This is a genomic window from Qipengyuania flava (assembly GCF_019448255.1).
Taxonomy (GTDB): Bacteria; Pseudomonadota; Alphaproteobacteria; order Sphingomonadales; family Sphingomonadaceae; genus Qipengyuania; species Qipengyuania flava_A.
In genome coordinates this window covers 2,584,270-2,610,057 of the sequence record NZ_CP080410.1, presented here as the reverse complement: position 1 = coordinate 2,610,057, position 25,788 = coordinate 2,584,270, and the positions used below count along the sequence as shown (strand labels likewise).

The following is a 25,788-nucleotide window of genomic DNA, read 5'->3' as shown; positions in this document are numbered from 1 at the left end:
GACTAATGGCGCGGCGCAAGCAAGACAGCATCCGATTTCATCCGCAACTTGTCTGCTGCCAAAGGGACTTTCATGTCGCCCATCCTTATCAATCTTGCCGGTATCCTGGCGATCCTGCTGATCGCTTTCCTGCTGTCGACCGGCAAACGGCGGATCAAGCTGCGCGTTGTGGGCGCGGCTTTCGCCCTGCAGGCGGTCATGGCGCTGCTGGTCCTGCGCACCCCGTGGGGCGTGCAGCTGATCCAGGGCATGTCGAACGGCGTGATCGCGCTGCTCGACTTCTCCAAAGTAGGGATCGAGGCGGTGTTCGGCCCGATGGGCGCCAATCCCTTCACCAACACCTTCGTGATCGCCGCACTGCCGGTGATCGTCTTCTTCGCCGCAATCGTCTCCATCCTTTACCACTGGGGCATCATGCAGCGGCTGGTGCGCTGGGTCGGCGGGGCGATCGGCTGGATCACCGGTATCAGCAAGGTCGAGGCTCTGGGCAGCGCGGCCAACATCTTCGTCGGCCAGTCGGAAAGCCCGCTGGTCGTGCGCCCGTATCTCGCCGCGCTCACGCCGAGCCGCCTGTTCACGCTGATGAGCGTCGGCATGGCCGGTGTCGCGGGGACCATCCTTGCCGCCTATGCGAGCTTCATCGGTTCCGAAGCCGTGCCCTTCCTGCTGGCCGCTGCCTTCATGTCGGCACCAGGCGGCATCTTGATGGCCAAGATCATCATGCCCGACGACGAGAGCGACCTCGCGCGCGACGCGGCCGAGATGGCCGAGGTCAAGCTTCCCGATGCGCGGATTAGCGCCGAGGGGCCTGCCGCGCTCACCGAAAGCGGTAAGCCCCACGAGGTCGAAGTCGCCGAAACTTTCGAGGAGGGCCACAAGCCCGCCAACGTCATCGAGGCGGCCGCCCAGGGCACGCAGACGGGCGTAAAGCTGGCAGTCGCGGTCGGCGCGATGGTGATGGTCTTCGTTGCCCTCGTGGCGCTCGCCAACGGCATCCTCGGCGGGATCGGTGGCTGGTTCGGCTATCCCGATATCAGCTTCCAGCAGTTGCTTGGTTTCGTCTTCGCGCCGGTCATGTTCCTGATCGGCATCCCGTGGGAGCAGGCCGGAACGGCGGGCGGCCTGTTCGGCACCAAGATCGTGCTCAACGAATTCGTCGCCTTTATCGACCTCGGCGCAATGGACGGTTCGGTCCTGTCCGACCGCAGCCGCGCCATCGTCACCTTCGCCCTGTGCGGCTTTGCCAATTTCAGCTCGATCGCGATCCAGATGGCGGTCACGGGCGGACTTGCGCCAAATCAAAGACCGGTCATCGCCAAGCTCGGTATCCGCGCGCTCGCCGCCGGCAGCCTCGCCAACCTGATGAGCGCAGCGCTGGCGGGACTCTTCCTCCCGTACTAAAGGGCGCACCATTATGACCGATTCGAACACCGATATCGCGGTTGTGTCGCTGGCACAGCCGCTCGAAAGCATTGCCGACGAACTAGGCCGCAGCTTCCAGGATTACGGCTTCGCCGTCATCCGCGACCATGGCATCCCTCAGGAGCTGATCGACCGCGCCGAGGCGATGTCGAAGGCGTTCTTCGCGCTGCCCGACGATGTGAAGAAGGCCTACCACATCCCCGGCGGCGGCGGCGCGCGTGGCTACACGCCCTTCGGCACGGAGAAAGCCAAGGACGCGCAGGTCCATGACCTCAAGGAATTCTGGCATGTCGGCCGCGAACTTCCCGAAGGGCATCCCCTGTCGGAATTCATGGCGGACAATGTCTGGCCCGATGAAGTCGAAGGGTTCCGCGAGACATTTTCCGAGCTCTATGCCGCGTTTGAGGAGGCCGGTGGCCGCGTGCTGGAGGGCATTGCGCTGCACCTGGGCCTCGACCGCACGTTCTTTGCCTCCACGGTCGAGGACGGCAATTCGGTGATGCGCCTTCTGCGCTATCCCCCGCTCGAGGGCGAAGAGGCCGAGGGCGCGATCCGGGCCGCTGCGCATGGCGACATCAACACGATCACCCTGCTGCTGGGCGCAGAAGAAGCCGGCCTCGAACTGCTGACGCAGCAGGGCGAGTGGAAAGCCGTCGACGTGCCCGAGGGCGCGCTGGTCATCAATGTCGGCGACATGCTCGACCGGCTGACCAACGGCAAGCTGCGTTCGACCACCCACCGCGTGGTCAACCCGCGAGGCGAGGCGGCCTACCGCGCGCGCTATTCCATGCCGTTTTTCCTGCACTTCCGGCCGGACTACGTAATCGAAACGCTCCCCTCCTGCATCGACCCGGCCAAGCCCGAGGCGCACCCGGAGCCGATTTCGAGTCACGAATTTCTGCTGCAGCGCCTGCGCGAGATCAATCTCGCCTAACATGGTGCACTGCACCATCCGGTGCGTTGCAAATCGGCACTAGTCGCGTATTTTTGATGGAGTGGCCAAAATGCCACTCCATCAAAACACTGAAATATAGGCGTTAATTCGAATTCGTGGATCACGGGCTGGCTTTGTGGCCACGCCTGTCTTGACTCTGTCACAATTCCATCGCTTTGGCGCAACGTGTCTCGCTTAGCGGGTCCTCACTCACAACTCCGCACCACCGCATCAAGAGCCTTGAAGGGGTCTACTCTGATGAAGTTCAAATATCTCCTGGCCGCCTCCGTGGTCAGCACCGCCAGCGCGATGGTCGCCGCACCGGCCGCCGCTCAGTCGACCGGCTCGGTCGACTTCGACGAAAGCGTCATCATCGTTTCGGGTGCCCGTGAAACGGGCGTCGGGGGCTTCGAAACCCCGGAAACCACCAAGGCCAAGCAGGTCCTGGGTGAAGAAGTCATCCGCCGCGCACGCCCCGGTCAGACGGTCAACGACATCGTCAACCTGGTTCCGGGCGTCAGCTTCCAGAACAACGACCCCTGGGGTTCGTCGGGCGGTGGCTTCACCATCCGCGGCTTCGGCGCAGACCGCGTCTCGCAGACCCTCGACGGCCTGCCGCTGAACGACTCGGGCAACTACGCTCTCTACACCAACCAGCAGGTTGACCCCGAAGTTCTCGAAGAAGTGAACGTCAACCTCGGCGTCACCGACGTCGACAGCCCGACCGCTTCGGCAACCGGCGGTACGATCAACATCCGTACGCGTGAGCCGGGCGACGATTTCGGCCTGGTCGGTACCATGACCTTCGGCGACGTCTTCGCCAGCGGTGCCGAGAACACCACCTACGTTCGCGGCTTCGGCATGATCGACACCGGCGACTTCACCGGCATCGGCACCAAGGCTTTCGCCTCGGTCAGCTACACCACTTACGGTGTTCCCTATAACCCGTACGGCCGCATCAATAAGACGCAGTTCAACGGCCGTATCTGGCAGGACCTCGGCGACAACGGCGACTTCATCTCTGTCGCCGGCCACTTCAACCAGAACCGCAACAACTTCGCCGGTTCGGAAGGCCTCGAAACCCTCCTCTCGTACTACGAAGACACTCCGGGCTTCGACAGCAAGAGCGACCGTTTCTCGGTCTATGCGAACAGCGAAGTGTTCCCCTGCCAGGTCGACCCGCGCGTCGTCGCTGGCGGCACGGGTAGCCCGGGTGACAGCGTCGACTACAACGACCGTGGCGGCTGTGGTTCGGCATTCTATCGTCGCTACAACCCCTCGGACACCGGCAACATCCGCGGCGCATCGCGCTTCACGATCACCGATGACCTGATCTTCACCTTCGACCCGAGCTACCAGTACGTCAAAGCAAACGGCGGCGGCCCGGACGATCTGCGTGAAGGTTTCTTCAACGCTGGCGGCACCAACTACACCGGCGCTTTCCGTGGCGGTTACTACTTCGGCCGTGACCTCAACAACGACGGCGATCTCGACGACGAAGTTGCTGGTAACGACCCGAGCCAGACCACGACCGACCGCTACGGCGTGGTGGCCAACCTGATCTACACGATCAACGCCGACCACCGTGTGCGTTTCGCTTACACCTGGGACCGTGCGCGTCACCGTCAGACCGGTCAGATCACCAACATGCTTTCGAACGGCGAGATCAGCGACGTGTTCGCGATCGACAACCCGCTGCTCGACGTGAACGGCAACGAAGTGAACAAGCGTGACCGCAAGTCCTTCGCGATCCTGCACCAGGTCTCGGGCGAATACCGCGGTCGCTTTGGCGACTTCACCGCCAAGCTGGCTCTGCGTGCGCCGTTCTTCACGCGTAAGCTGAACCAGAACTGCTACACCACTTCGGACAACGGTTTCGTCGACTGCCCCAACCCGGGCTTCGACCTCGCCGGCTACGAAGCGGCTAACCCGAATGCAGTTGCTCCGCGCTCGCGTACCCTGAAGTACGACAAGCTTCTTCCGAACGTTGGGTTCATCTACGAATTCTCGCCGGAAGTTTCGGTCTTCGCCAACTACGCCAAGGGCCTTTCGGTCCCGGGTACGGACCCGCTCTACGCATCGCTGTTCTTCGCGGACAACGATCCGGGCGCGAACCCGTCGCCGGAAACCACCGACAGCTTCGACCTCGGCCTGCGCTTCCAGTCGGGTTCGATCGAAGCCCAGTTCGGCGCCTACTACACCATGTACAAGAACCGCCTCGCTGTGGCCTTCGATCCGGAAGCCAACGACGGTGAAGGTGCACGCGTCTACCGTAACCTGGGTGACGTGGATAAGTGGGGCATCGACGGCTCGATCGCATGGCGTCCGACCCGCAACTCGCTGCTCTATGTCTTCGGTTCGTACAACGACTCGGAAATCGCAGACGACATCGCCATCGGCGCTTGCCGTTCGTTCCAGGTCGGTGACCGTCGCTACAGCTGCACCGCCTCGGGTGAGCAGGGCTTCCTGCTGACCGGCGGCAAGAGCGAATCGGGCGCACCGCAGTTCTCCTTCGGTGCACGTGGTCAGATCGCCGTTGGTGATTTCGAGTTCGGCGCACAGGTCAAGCACACCGGCCCGCGCTACAACAACGACACCAACACCGATGTTGATGGCGAGCTGTTCGACGGCACGCCGTTCACCTTCGACGCGAAGATCCCGTCGTACACGCTGGTCGACCTCGACGTCCGCTGGACGCTCGGCGAATTCCCGACCGGTGGCGATGTGGCTCTCCAGCTGAACGTGACCAACCTGTTCGACGAATACTACGTCGGCTTCTTCGGTGGTTCGCTGGACAGCTTCGGCTTCGCTCAGATCGGCGCTCCGCGCGCTGCGAGCCTGTCGGTCATCATCGGCTACTAAGGCATAATGGACGCCGGGGCTTTCGGGCTCCGGCGCACAACCTTTCCGGGGCGGCTCTCTTCCAGGAGGGCCGCCCCTTTTCCTTTGCCTAGGCTGCCTCGAGCAGTTCCTCGGCGAGGCGCCGGCGCACCTCGTCCTCGACCCCGGACAAGAGCGCCCGTTCGAGCGCAGCCGCACGGCTTCCCAGTTCTTCCTCGCCGAACATTCCGGCAGAGCCGGCCAGCTTGTGCATGGTGCGCGCAAGGGCGGCGATGTCTTCCCCTTCGAGGCTCCCGCTGCGGATTGCATGGGATACGGCATCGATGGCCTCGCCGCGCCGCTGCTGCCAGCGGTCTTCGAGCTCGCCCGCAGGCTTCGCTCGCGGCTTTGGAAGCGGCTCGTGCTCGGCTTGGGCATCGACGATCCGCAGGGGCAGCCACCGCGCCAGCGCAGCAGCGAGATCTTCGAAAACGAGCGGCTTTGCGAGATGCGCCTGCATCCCCGCATCGCGCGCCGCAGCGACGTCTTCGGGGTAGGCGTTGGCCGTCAGTGCGATGATGGGGAGCCGACGCGGCGAAATCCGCTCTGCCCGGATGGCGCGGGTGGCTGCGTATCCATCGCATCCCGGCATCTGGATATCCATCAGGACGAGATCGTAGGGCGTACCGCCCGCCTCGGCCTGGACCACCATCTCGATCGCCTCGGCCCCGTCGCGGGCGATCGTCACGACCTGTCCCAGCTCTTCAAGCATGGCGCTCACCAGCATACGGTTCACATCGTGATCTTCCGCAAGGAGCACGCGCCCCGCCGGCCGGTTCGCAAGCGACGGTGCCATTTCCTTTTTCGCATCGGTCTCGCCGGTTGCCTCGTCCGCTAGTTTGAGGGGAAGGCGCAGCGTGAAGCGCGAGCCTATGCCGGGCATGGAATCGACGGTCAGCGTACCGTTCAACAGCTCGGCAAGCTGGCGCGATATGCTGAGACCGAGGCCCGTGCCGCCGTAACGCCGGGTCGTCTCGCCTTCGGCCTGGATGAAAGGATCGAAGATGCGCTCGATGCGTGATGGCTTGATTCCGATTCCTGTATCCACGACCGAGAAGGCGATAGCATCGGCCTCGCATTGCAACGTGACGGTCACTCCGCCGCGCTCGGTGAACTTGACCGCGTTGCCGATAAGGTTGCTGAGGATCTGGCGCAGACGCAGCTGGTCGGTGAGCAGCAGGTCGGGAACGGCATCGGCACAGGTGAATTCAAGCGCGATGCCCGCGCGTTCGGCCTGGGCGGCGTGCAGCTTGACGCAGTCTTCGGCCACGCGGGCCACTTCCACCGGTTCCTGGGTCACTGCGAGCTGGCCCGATTCGATCTTCGAGATGTCGAGAATGTCATTGAGCAAGAGCATCATCGAACGGCCCGAACGCTCGATCAGCTCGGCGTAGTGCGCCGCCTCGCCCTTCAGGTCCTGCCGGCGCAGCAGCTCGGCAAAACCCAGGACACCGTTCATGGGCGTGCGGATCTCGTGGCTCATATTGGCAAGGAACTGGGCCTTGGCTCGGGCCGCGTTCTCTGCGTGTCGCATGGCGCGCTTCAGCCGCGCCTCGAGCGCCACGCGCTGGGTCACATCGCGCGCCGAGACCACGATCCCAACTGGCTCGCGGCTGTCGGGATGCATGACGGCTGCGCAATCCGCTTCGATAAACACCGCTTCCCCTTTGTCGTCATCGAGATAGCGGCGGTAAGTCAGGCGGTGGTGCGTCGCCTCACCGGCAAGCAGAACGCGTTCGACCTCTTCGATCTGTTCCCTTGCGTCCGGGTGCAGCTTTCCGCTTGCCCTGTTTCCAATGAAATCCTCCGGCGGTCGGCCCAGCACGGCATGGGTGGAGGGGGAGGCGTAGGTGCACAGGCCTTCGGCATCGAAGCGCAGGATCGCATCGGTTACGTTTTCTGCCAAGAGCGAAAGCTCTTCGGTGCGCTTCGCCAGCTCGGCGGTGATCTTTTGCCGTGTGGCAAGGATGGCAGCGATGGGCAGGCCGACGAAGATCGCGCTGGCGAGAAACGCTTCGAGAACCAGCAGCTGAGTCGAGAGCGGGTAATCGATGAGGTTGATCGGGCCGCGCCCCAGCTCGGTCAGGGTGAGCGCAATGGCCGCGACCTTGATGGTCGAAAAAGCGGTGCCGAGGCTGCCCAGCCGAAAGGCGTGCGCCATCACCACCGGCGGGATCAGGAAAAGCAGCGGATATTGCGTCTGCGTGAAGACGGCAAAGGTAAGGCCCGTGCCCAGCACTGTGAGCACTGTCCAGTCCACCACTTCCTGCTGGGTTGGCTTGCGCCGCGCCCGCCAGGCGTCGATCGCGATGATCGTGCTGGGCGCCAGGATCAGCATCGCCAGCGCGTCGGCGAAAACCCACTTTACCGCCGCTTCGATCCAGTTCGAGCCCGTCAGGCTGAGGACGCTCGCCGCGATTATTCCCGAAGCGATGGGCGCGCAGATGCCAGCGGCAAAGGCAAACCGGCCCAGGTCGCCGATGTCGTCCATGCGCGGAGTGCGGCCGCACCACTGACGCGTCAGCGCGACTGCGAGGAAGATCTCGAGCATGTTCGCGAGGGCGAGCCCGAAGGCCTGGCCAAGCGCGTCGCCGGAAAAACTGTTGGCGGCCAGATTGCCCGCGAGGAGGGCGCCAAACAGAACGGTTTCATTCGGGGCCCGGAACCGCAGCAGGGCGGCGACAGCGAGCCCGTTCGGCAGCCACAGCGCTGCAATCCGGCCTTCGCCCCGGGCGATCTCTATGCTTGCAAAAGCCGTTATGGCGAACAGGGCAAACCCGAGAAGCGGAACGAGTAGGGCGCTGCCGGGCCGTTGGAATGCACGCGAAATCGACATGGTGTGGCAAAGCTCCTCGCCCCGCGGGCGCCCTCACGTTTGCCGCGTCAGGAACGCACAGCCTGTGCGCCACGTTGACTGTTCATGACCGAGCAGGGCACCCGATTTTCGAACACGAAGAAACGGCTCAACCCGTGGGTTATCCTGCTGATAGCATTGATTCACATAGGATTATTCTACGCGCTGATACGTAGTCTGGCTCCCGACGCCGTCTCGCAGGTCGAGCGCAGCGTGGTGTCGGCATTTACCGTCACGGTAACCGCGCCCGAAGAACCGCCCGAGCCGCAGGCGCCCGAACCCGAAGGCGCGGCCGGCGATCCCGGGCGCGAAGCCGTGCCGAAGCCGACCACGGCCCCGGAACCCGAAGTTCGCATTCGCGAGGATCGGCCCGCGCCGCGCGCAGCCTCGACCGGCGCCGCGGACACGGCGGGCGCTACCGATGACGGGACCGGCACCGGACGGTCGGGCGAAGGGGTTGGCACGGGCAGCGGAACCGGCGGCAGCGGACAGGGCGGCGGCATCGCGAGCAAACCCGTTCTTATCCGGGCCATCACGGATGCGAGCGCCTTTCCCGTACCTCCCGGCGGACGGCAGGCGCGGATCGGCAAATCGGTCATCGTGCGCTTGTCGGTTTCAGCGGCCGGACGGGTCACGGGATGCAGCGTCTACCGGGCCAGCCCGTTTCCCGAGACCGACGCAGTGGTGTGCCGATTGGCCTACGAGCAAATCCGCTTCGAGCCCGCCCGCGACCGCGCGGGCAATCCCGTCGCCGCGACGTTCTACTACCAACAGCGTTTCTTTAATTAGGGGCCGATGCTGCGGCGCCGAATGCCGAGAGCAAATCGACCAGCTCGTCCTTGCCGTAAGGCTTGGTGAGCATCCCGGCCGCGCCCAGTTCGCCTGACCGTTCCTGCATTTCGCCGTATCCCGTGGCGAGCCAAAACGGGATGCCTTTTTCGCGCAGGACCTTTGCCACCGGCTCACTGTTCTCGCGGCCGAGGTTGTAGTCGAGAATGGCCAGGCTGGGTTCCTTATTGGCAAGGGCATCGAGTGCCGCCGCAACCGAGCTTTCGATCCGCACCGTTTCGACGCCCAGTTCCTTGAGGCAATCTTCCGCGTCCAGGGCGATAATCATGCTGTCTTCGACAAGCAGGACGCTTTCCGGAACCCGCTTGAGGTCCGAGGAGTGGCCGCTCTCCTTTCGTTCAGCCACTGCTGCTTTCGTTTCCGCGGTGCTGCGCCATTCGACATAGCTGCCCGGCACGCGAAATTCGGCTGACAGCCCGCTGAGAGCGAAATCGACCTTTGCCTCGCCGCCCAGTTCGTAGGGAATCGACCGTTCGATGATCGTGCTGCCGAACCCGCGCCGGGTGGGCGGTTTGACCGGGGGGCCGTCACGCTCGGTCCAGCGGATATGCAGATCATCGTTGTCGCCACGGTGGACCGTCACATCGAGTGCGCCGCTGCGATCGCTCAGCGATCCGTACTTTGCCGAGTTCGTCACCATCTCGTGCATGACCAGCGCCAGCACGGTGTAGGCTTCCGGAGCAATCATGGCTTCCGGCCCTTGGAGAGCAAGACGATCGGCCTTGCCAGCCAGATAGGCGTTGGATTCGCTTTCGATCAGGCCAGAGAAGGGCGCGTGTGACCAGTTGCCCTTGGTAATGTTGTCATGGGCCGAAGCGAGCGAGCTGACGCGGCCGCCGACGATGTCGACGAAGGACTCGATGTCGCGTGCGTCGTTCTTCGACTGGCTGATCAGGCCCCGGATGAGGTTCAGAATGTTGCGAACGCGATGGTTGAGTTCCGCGATCAGCAGCTCCTGTTGCTGCTGCGCCTTGGCGCGCTCGGCCACGGCTTCGTCGGTCAGCCGCAGGATGATCTCGAGCAGGGTGACGCGAAGACCCTCGGCAATGTCGAGTTCGGCGTCCGACCACTTTTCGGCGCGTCCCTCGACAGTCTCGCGCCACGCCTCGAAGCTCTTGCGCGGCGTCAGGCGGTCACCGTTGGGGCCGCTTTCCACCGGCTTTTCGGGATTTCCCGCCCATGCCACGGTCTGGGTCAGCGGCTTGCGCCACAGTACCAGATAATCACGCGGGGAACGCGAAACCGGGATGACCAGCGCGCCAGCCGCGCGATCGGCGAACCGTTCGGCTCGCGGCAAGCGTTCGGCGAGGGCATCACTTTGGAGCAGGCGGCTGGTTGCCGCGCTGTTGAGCGAGGGCACCAGTGCGCGGAACTCTTCTTCGTTCGGTGCCGAGCCGCGGCTGTCGTAAGCGTCCTCGACAAAGATGCTCGCCCCATCGTGCGGGATCGCTTGCTGGATCACCGCGTCGAGCGTCGGCAGGCTGGAGGCGAGGCTTGTGCCCGCCGCAATGTCGCGCATCAGTCGGTCGTGGATCTTGCGGCCTACTTCGCGGCGCTCGCTCGATTGTCGGGCAATGACGCGGTCGAGCACCAGCGAGAACAGTTCGGAGAACAGCTCGGCAGCGGTCCGGTGCGAGTAGGGGAGCAGTTTGGGGCCATAGTGATGGCAGGCGAACAGCCCCCAAAGCTTGCCGCCGATGATGATCGAGATCGACAGCGAAGCGCCGACGCCCATGTTCTTGAGATACTCGATATGGATTGGCGACACGGCACGTAGCGTGCTCATGCTGAGGTCGAGCGGTTCGCCGTCGAAGCTGACACCGGGTTCGATCGGAACGGGTGCGCTCTCCACATCGGAGATGATGCGGAAGCGGTTTCGCACGTAAAGGGCGCGGGCCTGGTTGGGGATGTCCGACTTTGGATACCGCAGGCCGTGGAAGGCTTCGAGGTCTTCGCGCTTTGCCTCGGCGATCACTTCGCCGGAAAGATCGTCCCGGAAGCGGTAAACCATGACACGGTCGATCTGGAGCGAATGCCGCAATTGGCGCGCAGCTTCGTCAGCCAGCGTCTCCACGTCGGTCTTCTTCTCGAGCCGCGACATGATCGGCCGGAGGACAGCGAGCTGCCGGTCGAGGTCGCCATCGACGTGCCGCTCGATCTCGATGACAGTGAAGTCGCCGGACGTGTGCAGCGCGCAATCGAACAGCTGCTCATCGCCAAACAGGGACAGCGCGAAGAGCCGTTCAACCTGATCGTCAAGAGAAAGCGCGGCGGCACCGCTGCGAAGGCGTTCGAGCGCTGAGGGCGAGACGAGGCGAGACAGGCTTTCGCCAACCTCCACGTCTTTTCCTTCGCCGAAGATCACGGACAGGTTGCAGGACCGATGCGCGACGAACCAGTCGGAATTGACTGCAATCAGCGCGCCGAAGGGCTGGATCTGGCCAAGCTGGTGAATCGGCTCACGGTCGCAGTTCGAGAGATTGACGTCCTGCGCGTTCATCACGCGGCCACCGGCGAAAGGTGCTGGGTAACGACGGCGTTGAAGTGCTCGAAGACCGCGCTCGCGCCAGCGAGCATCGGGCTGTGCCGGACAGGATCGACCGGCTGGGCCAGCGCAGGCCGAAGCGTTTGCCAGTAGGTTGTCATCGATGCATCGGAGAGAAAGGTAGCGGGGAAGGCGCTGCCCGCTTTTCTCATCTGCGCAAGAATGGCGCGATTGCCGAGCGACGAGCCGGCCAGAACCCAGCACACACCAAGCGGATCGCTTGCCGGCACTCCATCGAAGCGCGGCGCGGAAAGGGGAAGTCGGGCGCCAAGCGCCTTAAGGTCGCGGGCGATCAGGGGCACTTGCGAAGGGGGAGCGTTCGGGATGGCGCTTCGCACAAGCCAGTCTTCGATGCCTTTGCGGGCGCGATACTGGATGGCGAGAAATTCCGCGTAGCCGACAGCCGTCCCGTCCAGCACGGCACCAAGGCGCCGATCAAGCCGGTCGTGGCAGTGCGACGTTTCGTCTTTCAGATACTCTCGAACCGTTCGACCCACGGTGCTTTGAACCCCTCAAACCCTGCGGGAATCGCGCGCGCGATAACCCCGTCTCCAAGGTGTACGCGCCCCGCTGAGATGCGCAAACACCAAAAGACAGCGCACGGGCGCGTAAATGGTTCCAGCCTATGGGGATTTTCTGAAAGAGGCCTGCGTAGAACTACTTGGCTTCGATCATCTTGGTGCCTTCCTTGCGGATCGCGCTGGCAACCATCGGTTCGACGAAGGAAAGCGCGGGAGGCAGGTTGACCTCGAAGATCACCTGGTTGTCTTCGATGATGACGCAGCCGTCGATGCTCTGACCCATCGCCTTCACGGCGAGGTCCATGCGGTCCTCGTTCGGCCAGTCCGTCGTGACATCGGCCATGCCACCGGGCACGAAATTGACGATTTCGTGGCTGCGCGAACGCAGGCGGTGGCGCACTTCGGCCTTGTCGAGATTGTGGGGAATGGGAACGCGCATCAGCTCTTGTCCTCCAGCAGCGGGCTGGTCTGGGCCCCTTCGCCGAATTTGTAGTCGAGGTAGCGGTGCTTGATCGCGAGGTCGTCGAGCGACCCTTCAGCAAGCTGCCGGGTGATGGAATCGATCTCGCCGCTGATCTTGCCGAGGCTGTCGGTCAGCTGCGCATCCGGCGTGGCGCCGGCGCGTTCTTCGGTGCGGAGATGCGCGGGGATACGGCGGTAGCTGTCGATCATTTCGGGTAGCTGCTCGCCCACCAGGCTGCGCACTTCGCGCGCCTTGGGGTGGTTCTGGTCGAGACCTTCGAGCTGGAGGCCGAGCGCGTCGAGCTGGACCCCCATGTCGCTGACGATCTTGGCCGCGGGCGGGGGCAGGGCGGGCCGCTGCGCTTCCAGCCACAGCTCGGTCCGGCTGACCATCTGCTGGACGTTACCCTTGTTGATGTCGGTGCGGGTGGGAACCTTCACCTTGGGATAGTTGGTGAACACCCAGGCCGCGACCACCACCGCGAGCGCAACTGCCATCACGCCGGCAAAACCGATGCCGTCGAGTATCATGCCGGCGATCGATGCGGACACCAGGATGGTGAACACGGCGCCGACGAAATAGGTGATGCGTTTCACCCAGTTCTTGCGCTTCACACGCGCCGAGCCTTCGCCGATGGAAGGCGCGCGGCGATGACGACCGCCTTCGCGGTTGTCGCGCACCAGCGCCTTGCCTTCGGACAGGATGCGGTCGCTTTCGCGTGTGAGGTCGTTCACGGCGCTGTGCCCCTCAGCCTTCGATGCTCAGGAGGTTGCTTTCCGCGACCTGCTTTTGCGCCTGTGCCTGGCCTTCGGCGCGGGCGATGTAGCCCTTGGACTTCTCGACTTCGTCCGACAGCAGGTCGACGGTCTGCTTCATGCTGTCGAGCGCGCGCAGCTTGAAATTGTCGACCTCGTCCATCGTGTCGTAGATGTTCTGGAACGCACGCTGAAGCGTTTCCAGCGGGATCGTGCTCGCTGCGGCCTGCTCGTGGATCTTGCCGGTCTGATCGCGCAGCAGGGTGCTGGTGGAATCGATGATGCCGGCGGTCGTATCGTTGAGCGCGGTGATCTGGCCCAGCACAAGGCGCTGGTTGGTCATCGCTTCGGCCACGGTCACGGCGGTGCGCAGCGCGCCCACCGTTGTGGTGCTCGCGCGATCCACACCCTTCACCAGTTCGACATTGTTCTTCTTGACGAGATCGAGCGCGAGGTAGCCCTGCACGCTGACCGCCATCTGGGTCAGCAGGTCCTGCGTGCGCTGGCGGACATAAAAAAGCGCGGTTTCGCGCACCGCCTTGGCCTTGGCCGGATCGGTCGCGTCGAGTTCGGCGGCTTTCTCCTCCAGCTTCTGGTCGAGCGTGTTGGAGATGTGGATCATCTGTTCCAGATTGCCCATCGCCTCCCACAGCTTCTGCCGCTCCACATCGATCGCGGCGTTGTCCATGATCAGCTCGTCTTTCCCGCTGGAAAGGTTGTTGAGGATGCCCTGGATGTGCGTCTGCGCGCTCTGATAGCTGCGGAAGTAATTGGTCAGCTTGTTGCCGAAGGGGATGATGCCGAGGATCTTGCGCGTTCCCGACAGCTTCCCGCGCTTGCCCGGATCGAGGTCTTCGACAACGCGGCGCAGCTCGGCCAGGTTGGCGCCGACGCCTTCGTCCTTGTCCATTGCGCGCAGCGGTCGGTCGAGGAAGCGGTTCGACATGCCGGCCGCAGCCATGATTTCCTTGCGGCCCATGTTGGTGAGCTGGTCGACCTTCTTGCCGAATTCGGGCGAATTGGCGTCTTCGGAAATGAGGTCCTCGACAAACCCGTCGACCTTGGTTTCCAGCTTGCTCTTCACCTCTTCCGATACGGGAACGAGCCCGGCCGCCTTTTCGGGCGCGACCTCGGGCACCGGATCCGGCGGAGTCAGGTCGAAGGCGGTTTCGGTGGCAGTGGCGGTCTGCGTCTTCGTATCGCTCATGGGCGCGGGTATCTCCAAGCGGCTTCTATCCTGTATTAGGGTGGCAATACACGATCTTCAAGCGCGGTTTGTTGTCCGATCGCGATCATGCCGCGCTACCCCCTTGGCGGGCAAGGCAATTCTGCGCCCGGCCTCAGCCCGCGCAATCCCGCCGGATTCGGTAAAATTCGATTGGTATGTTAGTATCTTACGACTCGTGTCAGGGGGTGCATGACCAACGAGATTTTCATGACGCGGTTTGCCGACAAGGCGAACTCTGTCCTCAGGGGCGTACTCGACCAGACGGTCGAGTGTATTCTCCTGTGCAATCTCGATGGCCGGATCGAATACATCAATCCCAATGGGCTGAAGGCTTTCGCGGCACGCAGCTTTGCCGAGATCGAAGAGCGGGTGTGGACGGAGCTGTGGCCGGACGACCGCAAGCAGCGGGCGCAAGAAGCGTTTTCGCTAGCGAGCCGGGGTCAGACCGATCGCTTCGATGGCTACATTCCCGATCGGGCCGGCGTCCCCCATTGGTGGGAAGTGAGTGTGTCGCCCATCGTCGAAGGCGACTCCGAGATTTCGCACGTGCTCATCTCGATGCACGATGTGACCTTGCGAATGAACGAAGCGCTCGAAGATCGCGTCAAACGGGATGAAGCGACCAGGCTTGCGCAGCGTTCCGACACGGTCGCGCGCGAGATGCGCCATCGGCTGAAGAACCAGCTGGCTGTCGTCGGTTCGGTGGCAAAGCTGTTGTCGCGCAACGCGGTCGACCCAGCCGATTTGACCGAGCGTCTGACGGAAAAGCTGCAGTCGCTGGCGCGGGCGCAGGATATCCTGACGATGAACAACGCGCAGCCGCCCACGATCGGAGAAGCGATCTCGCAGACACTCGATGCGAGCGGGGCGGGTGAGCGCGTGAAGGTCGGCCCGCTTCCTTCGGGGCGGCTAGGCGACGACGCGGTCCAGCAGCTCGCGCTGATCATGGGCGAACTGCAAACGAACTCGCACAAGTACGGCGCGCTTGCTGCCGATAGCGGACGCATAACGCTCACCGTCTCGCGCAAGGGTGGTGAGCTTGCGCTCAGCTGGCACGAGGATGTCGGCTCGGCCATTGAACCCCCGGCACACGAAGGGGCCGGCTTCAAGCTGCTTCAGCGACTTGGCTCGACCTCGCACTCGCGCGCGCAGGTGCAATGGCACAAGCGCGGCCCGATGGTCGATTTCTATCTCAGGGTGATAGACTGACGCGCCGCGAGGGCGCGCGCAGCCTTGCAGCGAAGAGCGATCCTAGGCCGCCAGGTCGAGCGGCTGGATGTCCCCGGCCAGATAAAGCTTCTTCGCCTTGGCGCGGCTCAGCTTGCCTGAACTGGTGCGCGGCAGCGTGCGCGGCGGGACGAGTTCGACCACGCAGCTCATGCCGGTCACGCCGCGAACCTTATCGGAAATCTGGTCGCGCAGCTTGAGGCGTTCTTCCGGGTCGGAGACACGGCAGTGGACGAGGACGGCCGGGGCCTCTTCGCCGTTCTCCGTGTCGATGGAGAAGGCGGCAATATCGCCATGGTTGAAGCCGGGCAGCTGCTCGACTGCCCACTCGATATCCTGCGGCCAGAGGTTCTTGCCGTTGATGATGATCATGTCCTTGGCGCGGCCGACGATGAACAGGTATCCATCGGCCATGTAGCCCATGTCGCCTGTGTCGAGCCAACCGTCGACGAGGCAGTCGTTAGTCGCCTCTTCGTTGCGGAAGTAGGAATGCATCACGCTCTTGCCGCGGCACCAGACCTTGCCGATCTGGTGATCGCCGCGCGCATCGCCGTTCTCGCCGCGAATCTCCACGTCCATGCCGGGCAGCGGCTTGCCGCAATTGACGATTGCGCGGTAGCGGGCGGGTTTGGAAAGGTCGCGCGGACGGCCGGACAGGCGCTCCTCTTCCACAAGCTCCACCCGGATGCCTTCGCCCGGCGGCATGACGGTGACCGCCAGCGTCGCCTCGGCCAAGCCGTAGCTCGGGTTGAAGTTCTTCGCATCGAAGCCTGCATCGGCAAAGGCGTTGACGAAGCTCTGCATCACGTCGGGCCGGATCATGTCGGCGCCGTTGCCCGCCACGCGCCAGCGAGACAGGTCGAAGCGGTCGGCGACATGGCTCTGGCTGGAGATGCGGCGCGCGCAAATGTCGTAGCCGAAGGTCGGCGAATAGCTGAGCGTCGTGCCCTTGTTGCGGCTGATCAGGTCGAGCCAGGCCAGCGGGCGGCGCGCGAAATGTTCGGTCTTGAGGTAATCGATCGAAGCCTGGTTTGCGATGACCGACAGGAAGCAGCCGACGAGGCCCATGTCGTGATACCAGGGAAGCCAGCTGACCACCCGGTCGTTCGGGCGGAAATCCATCGAGGCCGAGTGGCCGGCCAGATTGTGCAGCAGCGCTTCGTGGGTGACCGCAACGCCGGTCGGGAAACGCGTCGAGCCGGACGAATACTGAAGGTAGCAAATATCGTCGGGGCTGGCTTCGGGCAGATCGACATCGGGAGCGTCGCGTTCCGCAAAACTTGCCCAGTCTTCACCGGCACAGCCCTGGCGGTCGGCGGCGGCCTTGCCCATTTCTGCGATCTCGGGCGGGTAGATGAGGATCACCGGATCCGAGCTCGACAGCTGGACGGCGAGCTGGTCGATATAGCCTTCCTTGCCGCCGAAGCCGGTCGGAAGGGGCAGGGGCACAGGCCAGGCCCCTGCATAGACGCAGGCGCAGAACAGCGCGGCAAATTCGGGGCAGGTTTCCGCGATAAGGGCAATCCGGTCGCCCTTCTTGATGCCATAGCCGGCAAGGCGGCGCGCCATGACCAGCGCGTCCTCGCGCATCTGCGCGTAGGGATAGACCTTCTCCAGCGTGCCCCGCATGTCGTGGAAGTTGAGACCCTTCTCGCTACGCGCGGCGTAGTCGATGGCCTCGTTGAAGGTCGCAAAGTCCGAGCGGCGACGCGGCAGGTCGCAGTCATTCGGCGTCGGCGTAAGAACGGCGTCGGTCATAAGTGTCGGCGATACCCGTGAATTGCTGGGGCCTTGCGGCCTCCCTCATTGCTCATGTTCACGCAAACCCAGTAGGTCCGCGTGCTCTCCCGCGTTTCCCAATCTTAAAGGACTGTGGCAGGAATATGGCCGATGGATGATGAACGCGCAACATTCGGCCGCGCACGCCGCCGGGCAAAACCCCTCGATAGCGCGCGTCTCGAGGAGCTCGCCGTAGCGTATGTCGCGCGTTTTGCAACAAGCGCAGGCAAGCTGAGAGCCTATCTCCAGCGCAAGCTGCGCGAACGCGGTTTCGAAGGGGAAGAGGGGCCGGACCTCGATGCCCTGATCTCGAAATTCGTCGACAAGGGCTATGTCGATGACGAGGCCTTTGGCCGCGCGAAGGCGGAAGGATTGGCCGCCCGGGGCTATGGTGCGCGCCGGGTTGAGCAGACCCTGAGAGCCGCCGGTATAGGCGAGGATGTGCGCCAGGCCCTCGCGCCCGATGAGGCGAAGAAGCGGCTCGCCGCGCAGACGATGGCCCGAAAGCGCGGCTTCGGCCCCTACGCGCGGCCCTCCGACCTCGGGCCGGAAGAAGCGCGCAAGCTTGCTGAAAAGCGGCTTGCCGCGATGCTGCGGGCGGGCCATGGTTTCGAACACGCGAGGCGCGCGATCGAGGCGCGCAGTGTCGAGGAGTTGGAAGAATGGGTCGCAGAAGCGCAGGACGAAACGCCATAAGGGGGCTGGGCGCGCTATCCGCCCTGGTCGCGCTGGTGGCCTGTTCCCCGCAATCGCAGGCCGAATCGTCCAACGACCAGCCGATCACCATCACGGAACAGGCCGCGCCCGACGTCCATCCGGTCTCCGGCCTGGCGATCGTGCCCCTGCGGGTCATCACGGATGAGGAACGAATCGGCTTCCGTGTCGAACTGGCCGATACCCGCGAAGCGCAGGCGCGCGGCCTGATGTTCCGCACCGAACTCGGCGATTTCGAGGGGATGATCTTCCCCTACGATGGCACGACCGCGCAAAGCTTCTGGATGAAGAACACGCCGCTGCCGCTTGATATCATCTTCATCGGCCCGGACCGCACGATCAGCAATATCGCCGCCATGACCACGCCCTATTCGCTCGATTCGGTCTATTCCGTCGGTCCGGTGCTGGGCGTCCTGGAGCTGCGCGGCGGCCGCGCGGCCGAGCTCGGCATCGAGCCGGGTGACAGGGTGGAATGGTAAGTGTCGTTCGCTCTTGGCCCGCGCGCGCGAATCCGCTAACCGCGCGGCCATGAACTTCCTCGCTAAGATCTTCACCTGGTGGGACGGCGCCACGATCGGCACGCTCCTGTGGTCCTCGCGCAATGGCGAGCACGTCGGCACCGACGCGCAGGGCAACAAGTACTACCGTTCCAAGAAGAAGACCGGCGATGGCCGCGAACGCCGCTGGGTGATCTACGACGGCGCCAACGATGCGAGCCGCGTGCCGAGCGAATGGCACGGCTGGCTGCACGGGGCGTTCGACGACGTTCCCGAAAGCCACCTTCCGCCGGCCCGTATCTGGGAAGCCGATTTCACGCCCAACGCAACCGGCACGGCGGAAGCCTACCGTCCGGCCGGCGCCCTCGAACGCGGCGGCAAGCGCGCGCGCGCCGTGGGCGATTACGAAGCCTGGTCGCCCGAGGCGTGATGGTGCGCGGGGCGCTTGCCCTAGGCACGGCCGCGCTGCTTCTTGCAGCCTGCGGCGACGAGGGGGGCGAGCCGGCCCCGGCGGTCGAGACCGCGATCCCTGACGATCTCCAGCAGGGCGAAATGCCCGTGCAGCCCGCGGCCGAGGCGGGCATCGGCACACCGATGGAAGAGCGTGTCGCAACGCTCGGCCTGCTCAACAAGCGAAACAATGTGAGCCAGGACCTGGAGCTGCGTCCCGGCGAGCAGCAGCGCATCGGTGACGTGATCGTCCGGCTTCAGGCCTGCGAACGCACCGCGCCGTGGGAAATGCCGGCCGAGACCGGCGCCTTTGTCCAGCTGCTGGTGCGCGAGCGCGGGAGCGAGGACAATTTCCTCAAGGTCTTCTCCGGCTGGCTGTTCAAGAATTCGCCCAGCCTCAACGTTGTCGAGCACCCGATCTACGATGTCTGGGTCAAGGACTGCGCAATGAGCTTCCCGGGCGAAGAAGACGCACCGAACCGCGCAACCGTGTCGGGCAGCGACGCCGACGGGTAACCGCCGGCCATTGCCACCAGTTCAAGATAGCGCGCCTGCGGCAGGGCCGCCGCGCCCATCGTCGCCAGGTGTTCGGTCATGAACTGGCAGTCAAGCAGGGCATAGCCCGCCTCGCGCATCGCCGCGACCAGCCAGGACAGTGCCACCTTGCTGGCGTTGGTGCGCCGGCTGAACATGCTCTCGCCGCAAAACACGCGGTTGAAGGAAACGCCGTAGAGTCCGCCGACAAGCTCGCTCCCTTCCCAGCATTCGATCGAATGGGCGTGCCCGGCGCTGTGGAGGTTGTTGTAGCTCGCCTCGATGCGGTGGCTGATCCAGCTTTCCGCGTGCTCTTCGCGCGGGGCGGCGCATTCGGCGATGACCCCGGCGAAATCGGCGTTGCAGGTCACGCGGAAGCGATCCTGGCGCAGAACCTTCTTGAGGCTTTTCGACACGCGAAACGAATCGAGCGGAATGATCGCCCTCTCGCGCGGTTCGACCCAGTAGACTTCGGGGTCGCTGCGGTGGTCGGCCATGGGGAACACGCCGCCCTTGTAGGCGCGCAACAGCAGTTCGACGGGAATCCGTGGCGGAACGGGGGCGTGCATGATGCGCAGGGCAATAACAGTTTGCGCGCGCCAGCGATATCGCCTTGCCAAGCGCGTGCCTTCATACTAGTGCGCGCGGCTCCTGCAGGGGTGTAGCTCAGCTGGTAGAGCATCGGTCTCCAAAACCGAGGGCCACGGGTTCGAATCCTGTCACCCCTGCCATTTCCTTTTCTTCGATGACTTGTCGCTGACGCACGCGCGGCCTATCGCGCGCCAAATGACAGAAGAAGAAAAGCAACGTCGCGGTATTCAGGACCGCAAATTTTACGCCGCCCAGCAAGAGGCCCAGTTCGAAAAGAAGGGTCTGGAGGTTCACACCCCGCAGACGGCGCATCCCTCTTACAAGCTCGCGTTCCAGGATAAGGATTTCCTGTTGCGCGAGGAACTGCGCCCGGTGCGCTTCCAGCTGGAGCTGCTGAAGCCCGAAATGGTGCTCGACGAGGCCGGCGTGGGCTCCACGCTGGTGATGTACGGCAGCGCCCGCATTCCTCCGCCCGAAGCGGCCGAGACCGCGCTGGAAGGCGCCAAGGACCTGCCCGAGGACGAGCGCAAGGTGGTCGAGAGCCTGGTCGCCAAGAGCAAGTATTACACCGAGGCGATGAAGCTTGCGAAGATGGCGACCGAAAAGTCGATCATCCAGAACGGTAAGCGCCAGTTCGTCGTCTGCTCTGGCGGCGGCCCGTCGATCATGGAAGCGGCCAACCGCGGCGCCAGCGAGGCGGGGGGCGAAAGCATCGGCCTCAACATTATCTTGCCGCACGAGCAGGCGCCCAACCAGTATGTGACGCCCTATCTGTCGCTCAACTTCCACTATTTCGCGCTGCGCAAGATGCACTTCCTGCTGCGCGCACGGGCCGTGGCAGTGTTCCCGGGCGGGTTCGGCACGTTCGATGAATTCTTCGAACTGCTCACACTGATCCAGACCGGCAAGATGAAACCGATCCCGATCCTGCTTTTCGGCAAGGATTTCTGGACGCGTGTCGTCGATTTCGAAGCGATCGCCGAAGAAGGCACGATCTCGAAGAAGGATCTCGACCTGTTCCGCTGGTGCGAAACCGCGGACGAGGCGTGGGAGTACCTTTGCGATTTCTACGATCTGGGCTGCTAGTCCTCTTCGGGAGGCTCCAGCTTGCGGACGGCCTGGTGGCCTAGCGGGCCGGAGCCTTCGCCGAAGCCTGGAGCGTTCTCGATCGCGGCATAGGTGAACGCGCGGGCAATCCGGATCGCGTTGGTGGTGGGCTGGCGGTAGCCGAGCATGGTCGCCAGCGCTGCCGACAGGGTGCAGCCGGTCCCATGCGTGTGCCGCGTGTCGATCCGGGCATGGGCGAAGCTGGCCAGCTTGCCGGTGGGTGAAACGATCCGGTCGATCACCTGATCATCGCCCTCAGCGTGCCCGCCTTTCGCCAGAATCTGCGCGCCATGGGTGTCGGCGAGCTGTTTTGCCGCATCGAACACGTCTTCTTCGGCAAGTCCGCTGCGACCGGTCAGCGCCTCCAGTTCGGGAAGGTTCGGCGTCACCACCGTGGCGATATCCATCAGCGCTGCGAACCCGGCGATGGTCTCACTATCGGCGAGGGCGGAACCGCTGGTCGCGACCATGACCGGATCGAAGACGATCGGGCCGGCAAAGCTGTCGAGCCGCTCGGCCAGGAGCCGTGCCGTCTCGCTGGAGCCGAGCATGCCGATCTTGATCGCGTCGGCGCCGATGTCGGATAGGCAGCTTTCCACCTGGTCGAGCACGAATTGCGGTGGCAGCGCCTCGACGCCCTGGACGCCGCGCGTGTTCTGGGCTGTGACAGCGGTGATCGCCGTCATGGCATAGCCGCCCAGCATGGTGATCGTCTTGATGTCCGCCTGGATACCGGCCCCGCCCGAACTGTCGGACCCGGCGATGGACAGGATGCGCGGGGGAGGGGGCGTCGCCTCGCTCATCCCTTGAACTTGCGCTCGGTGCTGGGCGGGAATTTTTCGTGCAGCTTCGTTGCCCGCGTCGGGCGGTCCATCAGCTCGCCGCCGCAATTGGGGCAGATGTCGTCCAGCGCATCGGCGCATTCGGCGCAGAAAGTGCATTCGAAGCTGCAGATGAAGGCGCCGGTGTTCTCGGCCGGCAAGTCGGTGCCGCAGCGCTCGCAATCGGGGCGCATGTCCAAGGCCATCAGGCGGCCGCCTTTACCGCGTCGCAGATCCGGTCAACGACCGTTTCCACCTGCTGCGCGTCGTCGCCTTCGGCCATGACGCGTATCACCGGCTCGGTACCCGATGGGCGGATGACGAGGCGGCCTTTGCCTTCTAGCTCCTTCTCCGCCTCGGCGATGACAGATTTCACTGTCTCGTTTTCCAGCGGGGCGCCTCCGGAATAGCGCACGTTCTTGAGCAGCTGGGGGACGGGATCGAAGACATGCAGCAGCTCGCTCGCTGGCTTGCCCGAGCGCACCAGGCTGGCAAGCACGCGCAGCGCCGCCACCGTGCCGTCGCCAGTTGTACCATGGTCGGTCAGGATCATGTGACCCGACTGTTCGCCGCCCACGTTGAAGCCGCCTTCCTTCATGCGTTCCAGCACATAGCGATCGCCGACCTTGGTGCGTTCGAGCGTTAGGCCGATGCCCTGCAGGTAGCGTTCAAGGCCGAGGTTCGACATGACCGTGGCGACCACACCGTCGCCCTTCAGATCGCCGCGGGCTTTCAGGCGGCTGGCAATGAGACCCATGATCTGGTCGCCATCGACCGTCTCGCCTTTCTCGTCGATCACGATGAGCCGGTCCGCATCCCCGTCCAATGCGATGCCGATATCGGCACCTTCCTTGACCACGCGCGCCTTGATCGCATCGAGGGAGGTCGAGCCGACATCCTTGTTGATGTTGGTGCCATTGGGCGAAACGCCCATGGCGATCACTTCCGCGCCCAATTCCCAGATCGCGCTGGGGGCGACCTGGTAGGCCGCACCGTTGGCGCAATCGACCACCACCTTCAATCCGTCGAAACGGATATCGGCCGCCACCGATTGCTTGACCGCGTGGATGTAGCGCCCGCGGGCGTCCTCGATCCGGCGCGCGCGGCCGATGCGTTCGGGCTGGACCAGCAGCGGTTCCTGTTCAAGCAGGCGCTCGATCGAGGCTTCGGCTTCGTCGGACAGCTTGTAGCCGTCGGGTCCGAACAGCTTGATGCCGTTATCCTCGAACGGGTTGTGGCTGGCGGAAATCATCACGCCGAGATCGGCGCGCATCTCGCGGGTGAGGAGGGCAATCGCCGGTGTCGGCAGCGGGCCGGTCATGATGACGTCCATGCCCACGCTGGTAAAGCCTGCGACCAGCGCGCTTTCCATCATGTAGCCCGACAGGCGCGTGTCCTTGCCGATCACCACCCGGTGCCGGTGGCCGCCGCGCAGGAAGTGCGTCCCGGCCGCCTGGCCGACCCGCATGGCGGTGGCGGCGGTCATCACGCCTTCGTTCGTGCGGCCGCGAATGCCGTCGGTGCCGAAGAACTTGCGAGCCATAATGCGGGCGTCTCCTGATTGCTTACCCACCCCATGGCGCGGTTGGCGGGCGAATAAAAGACCGCGTGCCCCTTTTCGCAGACAATATCGCCGCTATGTGCAACCACGCGCCGGAATGGGCGTTAGGGATGCACAGACGAGATTCTTTCACACCAACCCAAGAGGGGATTATCCATGGCTTTTGAGCTGATCGACCTGCCTTACGACGACACCGCGCTGGAACCGGCCGTGTCGGCCAAGACGCTGTCGTTCCACCACGGCAAGCACCACAAGGCCTATATCGACAAGACCAACGCGGCGATCGAAGGCGGCGACCTTGCGGACAAGAGCCTGGAAGACGTGATCGCAGCCGCGCGCGGCAGCAACCAGGGCCTGTTCAACAACTCGGCCCAGAGCTGGAACCACGGTTTCTACTGGCACTCGATGGCGGCTGAGGAAACCGCTGCCTCGGACGAGTTGAAGAGCATGATCGACGAAGCCTTCGGCTCGGTCGACGGCCTGAAGGAAAAGCTGGCTGAGCGCGGCGCCGGCCACTTCGCCAGCGGCTGGGTCTGGCTTGCGGTCAAGGACGGCAAGCTCTCGATCGAGGAAACGCATGATGGCGACACGCTGGCCGACCAGGACGGGGTGAACCCGCTCCTCGTGATCGACCTGTGGGAGCACGCCTACTACCTCGACCACCAGAACGCGCGTCCGGCCTATCTCGATGCCGTCAATGGCAAGCTCAACTGGAGCTTTGCGAGCGACAACCTCGCGCGCGGCACGACCTGGCAGTACCCCGCCTAAGCCGTTCACTTCGGTGAATGTCAGGAGACCCGCTGCCAGCGATGGCGGCGGGTTTTCTATTTGGGCAGGGCCTCTGGCTGCTCCTGCTCGTCGAACAGATTGCCCGCAAACAGCGGCTCCCCGAAGATGAACCCGACGAGGTTTGGCCGTCCTATGTGGTCGAACAGGGCGGTCAGCATCAGCAGGATGGGGACCGAAAGCAGCGCGCCGAAGAAGCCCCAGATCCAAGTGAAATAGGACAGGGCGATCAGGATCATCACCGGGTTCATGGTGAAGCGGGCGCCCAGGATCTGCGGCGTGATGAGATTGGCCTCGATCGTGTGCAGCACGAGATAGGCAATCGCCGGTACAAGGCCGAGCACGATCGTGTCGGCCGTGCCGATCCCGAACAGGCCCAGCAGGGCGATCATAAGCACGGGGCCTACATAGGGCAGGAAGTTCAGCAGCGCGGCAAGGCCGCCCCACATGATCGGCGCGTCCACGCCGAGCGCCCAGGCACCCAGCGCGACCACGACACCGACCAGTGCGTTAATCGATCCCACGGTGATGATGTATGCGGCCACCCGGTCCTGCACTTCGCGGATAACCCGCGCAGCCTTGATGCTGCTGCCGAAGCTCGCCCGCCCGAACAGCAGGCGCTGCCGAAGGCGCACGCGCGCTTCGATCATGAAATAGGCCATGAGCAGGGTGAGGATGGTTTCCAGCACCAGGCTTGGCGTGGCGAAAGCAACCTGTTCCAGCAGACTCGGAGCGGCCAGCACCACTTCGCGCGTACCCTCGTCGCTCATCAGGGCGGCAAGCTGTTCGTTGATTGTGGCGATCCAGGCGAACTGTTCGCGTAGCTCGCTGAACCGGTTCATCACCCCGCGCGCCATGTCGGGCACATCGTCGAACAATGCGATAGCCGGCTGGAGGATCAAGGCGAGAGCCAGCAGCAAGATCGCGAAGAAGAACAGCAGCGCGGTGATAGAGGCGATCGCGTTGGGTAGGCCCCAGCCGTTGAGCTTGTCGGCCAGGGGCGAGAGGATGACGGTCAGCACGATGGCGGTGACCACGGGCAGGAAGACGACCGACCCGATCGAGAGTACGAAGGGCAGGGCGAGGAAAAGCCCGAGCCCGATGAGGAGCACCAGCGAGGAAATCAGCCGCAGCTCTTGCTCGGCAAAGGCAAGCCTGCGCGACCGGCGGGTGGGCGCCGGGGCTTCAGGGCTCTGTGCGGATGGCTCGCTGTCGCTCATTGCCCGCCTATCTGCCAAGAGCGGGGAATCCTGACAAGCGCTGCGCGCGC

23 protein-coding genes and 1 tRNA gene are annotated in these 25,788 nt (G+C 63.9%); 12 read left to right on the top strand and 12 right to left on the bottom strand.

All coding sequences use genetic code 11. From position 1 onward, the window contains the following. Window positions 1-72 precede the first annotated feature (72 nt). The 3 genes from KUV82_RS12910 (at window position 73) to KUV82_RS12900 (ending at window position 5,218) form a co-directional block, all read left to right on the top strand. Window positions 73-1,401 carry a NupC/NupG family nucleoside CNT transporter gene (locus KUV82_RS12910; protein WP_219954654.1) on the top strand — a complete coding sequence of 443 codons (1,329 nt, stop codon included), beginning with the start codon at window positions 73-75 and terminating at the stop codon, window positions 1,399-1,401. A gap of 13 nt (window positions 1,402-1,414) precedes the next feature. Next, window positions 1,415-2,356 (top strand): isopenicillin N synthase family dioxygenase, encoded by a 942-nt coding sequence (locus KUV82_RS12905; RefSeq protein ID WP_219954653.1) that lies wholly within the window; start codon window positions 1,415-1,417, stop codon window positions 2,354-2,356. A gap of 258 nt (window positions 2,357-2,614) precedes the next feature. Next, on the top strand, window positions 2,615-5,218 hold the full coding sequence (locus tag KUV82_RS12900) for a TonB-dependent receptor (protein ID WP_219954652.1): 2,604 nt from the start codon (window positions 2,615-2,617) through the stop codon (window positions 5,216-5,218). A gap of 88 nt (window positions 5,219-5,306) precedes the next feature. On the opposite strand, the gene KUV82_RS12895 is transcribed toward KUV82_RS12900, so the two are convergent. Next, on the bottom strand, window positions 5,307-8,072 hold the full coding sequence (locus KUV82_RS12895; RefSeq protein ID WP_219954651.1) for an ATP-binding protein: 2,766 nt from the start codon (window positions 8,070-8,072) through the stop codon (window positions 5,307-5,309). Window positions 8,073-8,156: 84 nt separating this feature from the next. Between KUV82_RS12895 and KUV82_RS12890 the strand changes: the two genes are divergently transcribed. Then, complete coding sequence (locus KUV82_RS12890) at window positions 8,157-8,879, top strand: energy transducer TonB (RefSeq protein ID WP_219954650.1); 723 nt, start codon at window positions 8,157-8,159, stop codon at window positions 8,877-8,879. On the opposite strand, the gene KUV82_RS12885 is transcribed toward KUV82_RS12890, so the two are convergent. From KUV82_RS12885 to KUV82_RS12865, 5 genes are all read right to left on the bottom strand, one after another. Then, window positions 8,872-11,439 (bottom strand): HWE histidine kinase domain-containing protein, encoded by a 2,568-nt coding sequence (locus KUV82_RS12885; protein WP_219954649.1) that lies wholly within the window; start codon window positions 11,437-11,439, stop codon window positions 8,872-8,874. The genes KUV82_RS12890 and KUV82_RS12885 overlap by 8 nt on opposite strands. Beyond that, on the bottom strand, window positions 11,439-11,981 hold the full coding sequence (locus KUV82_RS12880; RefSeq protein WP_219954648.1) for a biliverdin-producing heme oxygenase: 543 nt from the start codon (window positions 11,979-11,981) through the stop codon (window positions 11,439-11,441). Before KUV82_RS12880 ends, KUV82_RS12885 begins: the two co-directional genes overlap by 1 nt. A gap of 160 nt (window positions 11,982-12,141) precedes the next feature. Next, a complete protein-coding gene (locus tag KUV82_RS12875; RefSeq protein WP_219954647.1) occupies window positions 12,142-12,444 on the bottom strand; it encodes a polyhydroxyalkanoic acid system family protein in 303 nt (100 codons plus the stop codon). Next, window positions 12,444-13,202, bottom strand: coding sequence for a hypothetical protein (locus KUV82_RS12870; RefSeq protein WP_219954646.1), 759 nt, complete (start codon window positions 13,200-13,202; stop codon window positions 12,444-12,446). Before KUV82_RS12870 ends, KUV82_RS12875 begins: the two co-directional genes overlap by 1 nt. A 13-nt stretch (window positions 13,203-13,215) precedes the next feature. After that, on the bottom strand, window positions 13,216-14,430 hold the full coding sequence (locus KUV82_RS12865) for a toxic anion resistance protein (RefSeq protein WP_219954645.1): 1,215 nt from the start codon (window positions 14,428-14,430) through the stop codon (window positions 13,216-13,218). Between the two features lie 210 nt (window positions 14,431-14,640). On the opposite strand from KUV82_RS12865, the gene KUV82_RS12860 reads away from it, so the two are divergent. Beyond that, window positions 14,641-15,660 (top strand): PAS domain-containing protein, encoded by a 1,020-nt coding sequence (locus tag KUV82_RS12860; protein WP_219954644.1) that lies wholly within the window; start codon window positions 14,641-14,643, stop codon window positions 15,658-15,660. Between the two features lie 42 nt (window positions 15,661-15,702). Here the strand turns inward: KUV82_RS12860 and KUV82_RS12855 are convergent, their stop codons facing one another. After that, window positions 15,703-17,436 carry a fatty acyl-AMP ligase gene (locus KUV82_RS12855; RefSeq protein WP_219954643.1) on the bottom strand — a complete coding sequence of 578 codons (1,734 nt, stop codon included), beginning with the start codon at window positions 17,434-17,436 and terminating at the stop codon, window positions 15,703-15,705. A gap of 132 nt (window positions 17,437-17,568) precedes the next feature. On the opposite strand from KUV82_RS12855, the gene KUV82_RS12850 reads away from it, so the two are divergent. Genes KUV82_RS12850 through KUV82_RS12835 form a run of 4 tightly spaced genes read left to right on the top strand, consistent with a single transcriptional unit; the run spans window position 17,569 to window position 19,634 of the window. Continuing rightward, window positions 17,569-18,153 (top strand): regulatory protein RecX, encoded by a 585-nt coding sequence (locus KUV82_RS12850; protein WP_219954642.1) that lies wholly within the window; start codon window positions 17,569-17,571, stop codon window positions 18,151-18,153. After that, entirely contained in the window at window positions 18,120-18,650 is a 531-nt protein-coding gene (locus KUV82_RS12845; RefSeq protein WP_219954641.1) for a DUF192 domain-containing protein, read from the top strand. The genes KUV82_RS12850 and KUV82_RS12845 overlap by 34 nt, the downstream gene beginning before the upstream one ends. A 49-nt stretch (window positions 18,651-18,699) precedes the next feature. Beyond that, entirely contained in the window at window positions 18,700-19,098 is a 399-nt protein-coding gene (locus KUV82_RS12840; protein ID WP_219954640.1) for an NADH:ubiquinone oxidoreductase subunit NDUFA12, read from the top strand. Next, window positions 19,098-19,634: a DUF2155 domain-containing protein gene (locus tag KUV82_RS12835; protein WP_219956330.1), complete on the top strand. Its 537-nt coding sequence runs from the start codon at window positions 19,098-19,100 to the stop codon at window positions 19,632-19,634. The genes KUV82_RS12840 and KUV82_RS12835 overlap by 1 nt, the downstream gene beginning before the upstream one ends. Here KUV82_RS12835 and aat read toward each other — a convergent pair. After that, a complete protein-coding gene (gene aat, locus KUV82_RS12830; protein ID WP_219954639.1) occupies window positions 19,538-20,221 on the bottom strand; it encodes a leucyl/phenylalanyl-tRNA--protein transferase in 684 nt (227 codons plus the stop codon). The two genes, KUV82_RS12835 and aat, sit on opposite strands and share 97 nt — an antisense overlap. Window positions 20,222-20,307: 86 nt before the next feature. Between aat and KUV82_RS12825 the strand changes: the two genes are divergently transcribed. Both KUV82_RS12825 and KUV82_RS12820 read left to right on the top strand, forming a co-directional pair. Then, window positions 20,308-20,383: transfer RNA gene (locus KUV82_RS12825), tRNA-Trp, on the top strand. Window positions 20,384-20,438: 55 nt separating this feature from the next. Further along, the gene (locus KUV82_RS12820) at window positions 20,439-21,329 is read left to right on the top strand and encodes an LOG family protein (RefSeq protein ID WP_219954638.1); all 891 of its coding nucleotides are present in this window, start codon (window positions 20,439-20,441) and stop codon (window positions 21,327-21,329) included. Here the strand turns inward: KUV82_RS12820 and thiD are convergent. The 3 genes from thiD to glmM are packed head-to-tail and all read right to left on the bottom strand — an operon-like array spanning window position 21,326 to window position 23,714. Next, window positions 21,326-22,153, bottom strand: a complete 828-nt coding sequence (gene thiD, locus KUV82_RS12815) for a bifunctional hydroxymethylpyrimidine kinase/phosphomethylpyrimidine kinase (RefSeq protein ID WP_219954637.1) — start codon at window positions 22,151-22,153, stop codon at window positions 21,326-21,328. The genes KUV82_RS12820 and thiD overlap by 4 nt on opposite strands. Continuing rightward, window positions 22,150-22,377 carry a DUF1272 domain-containing protein gene (locus KUV82_RS12810; protein ID WP_219954636.1) on the bottom strand — a complete coding sequence of 76 codons (228 nt, stop codon included), beginning with the start codon at window positions 22,375-22,377 and terminating at the stop codon, window positions 22,150-22,152. The genes thiD and KUV82_RS12810 overlap by 4 nt, the downstream gene beginning before the upstream one ends. Further along, entirely contained in the window at window positions 22,377-23,714 is a 1,338-nt protein-coding gene (gene glmM, locus KUV82_RS12805; protein WP_219954635.1) for a phosphoglucosamine mutase, read from the bottom strand. Before glmM ends, KUV82_RS12810 begins: the two co-directional genes overlap by 1 nt. 174 nt (window positions 23,715-23,888) lie before the next feature. Between glmM and KUV82_RS12800 the strand changes: the two genes are divergently transcribed. Then, window positions 23,889-24,500, top strand: coding sequence for a superoxide dismutase (locus tag KUV82_RS12800; protein WP_219954634.1), 612 nt, complete (start codon window positions 23,889-23,891; stop codon window positions 24,498-24,500). 56 nt (window positions 24,501-24,556) lie between these two features. Here KUV82_RS12800 and KUV82_RS12795 read toward each other — a convergent pair whose 3' ends face one another. After that, window positions 24,557-25,738: an AI-2E family transporter gene (locus KUV82_RS12795; protein WP_219954633.1), complete on the bottom strand. Its 1,182-nt coding sequence runs from the start codon at window positions 25,736-25,738 to the stop codon at window positions 24,557-24,559. Window positions 25,739-25,788: the final 50 nt, after the last annotated feature.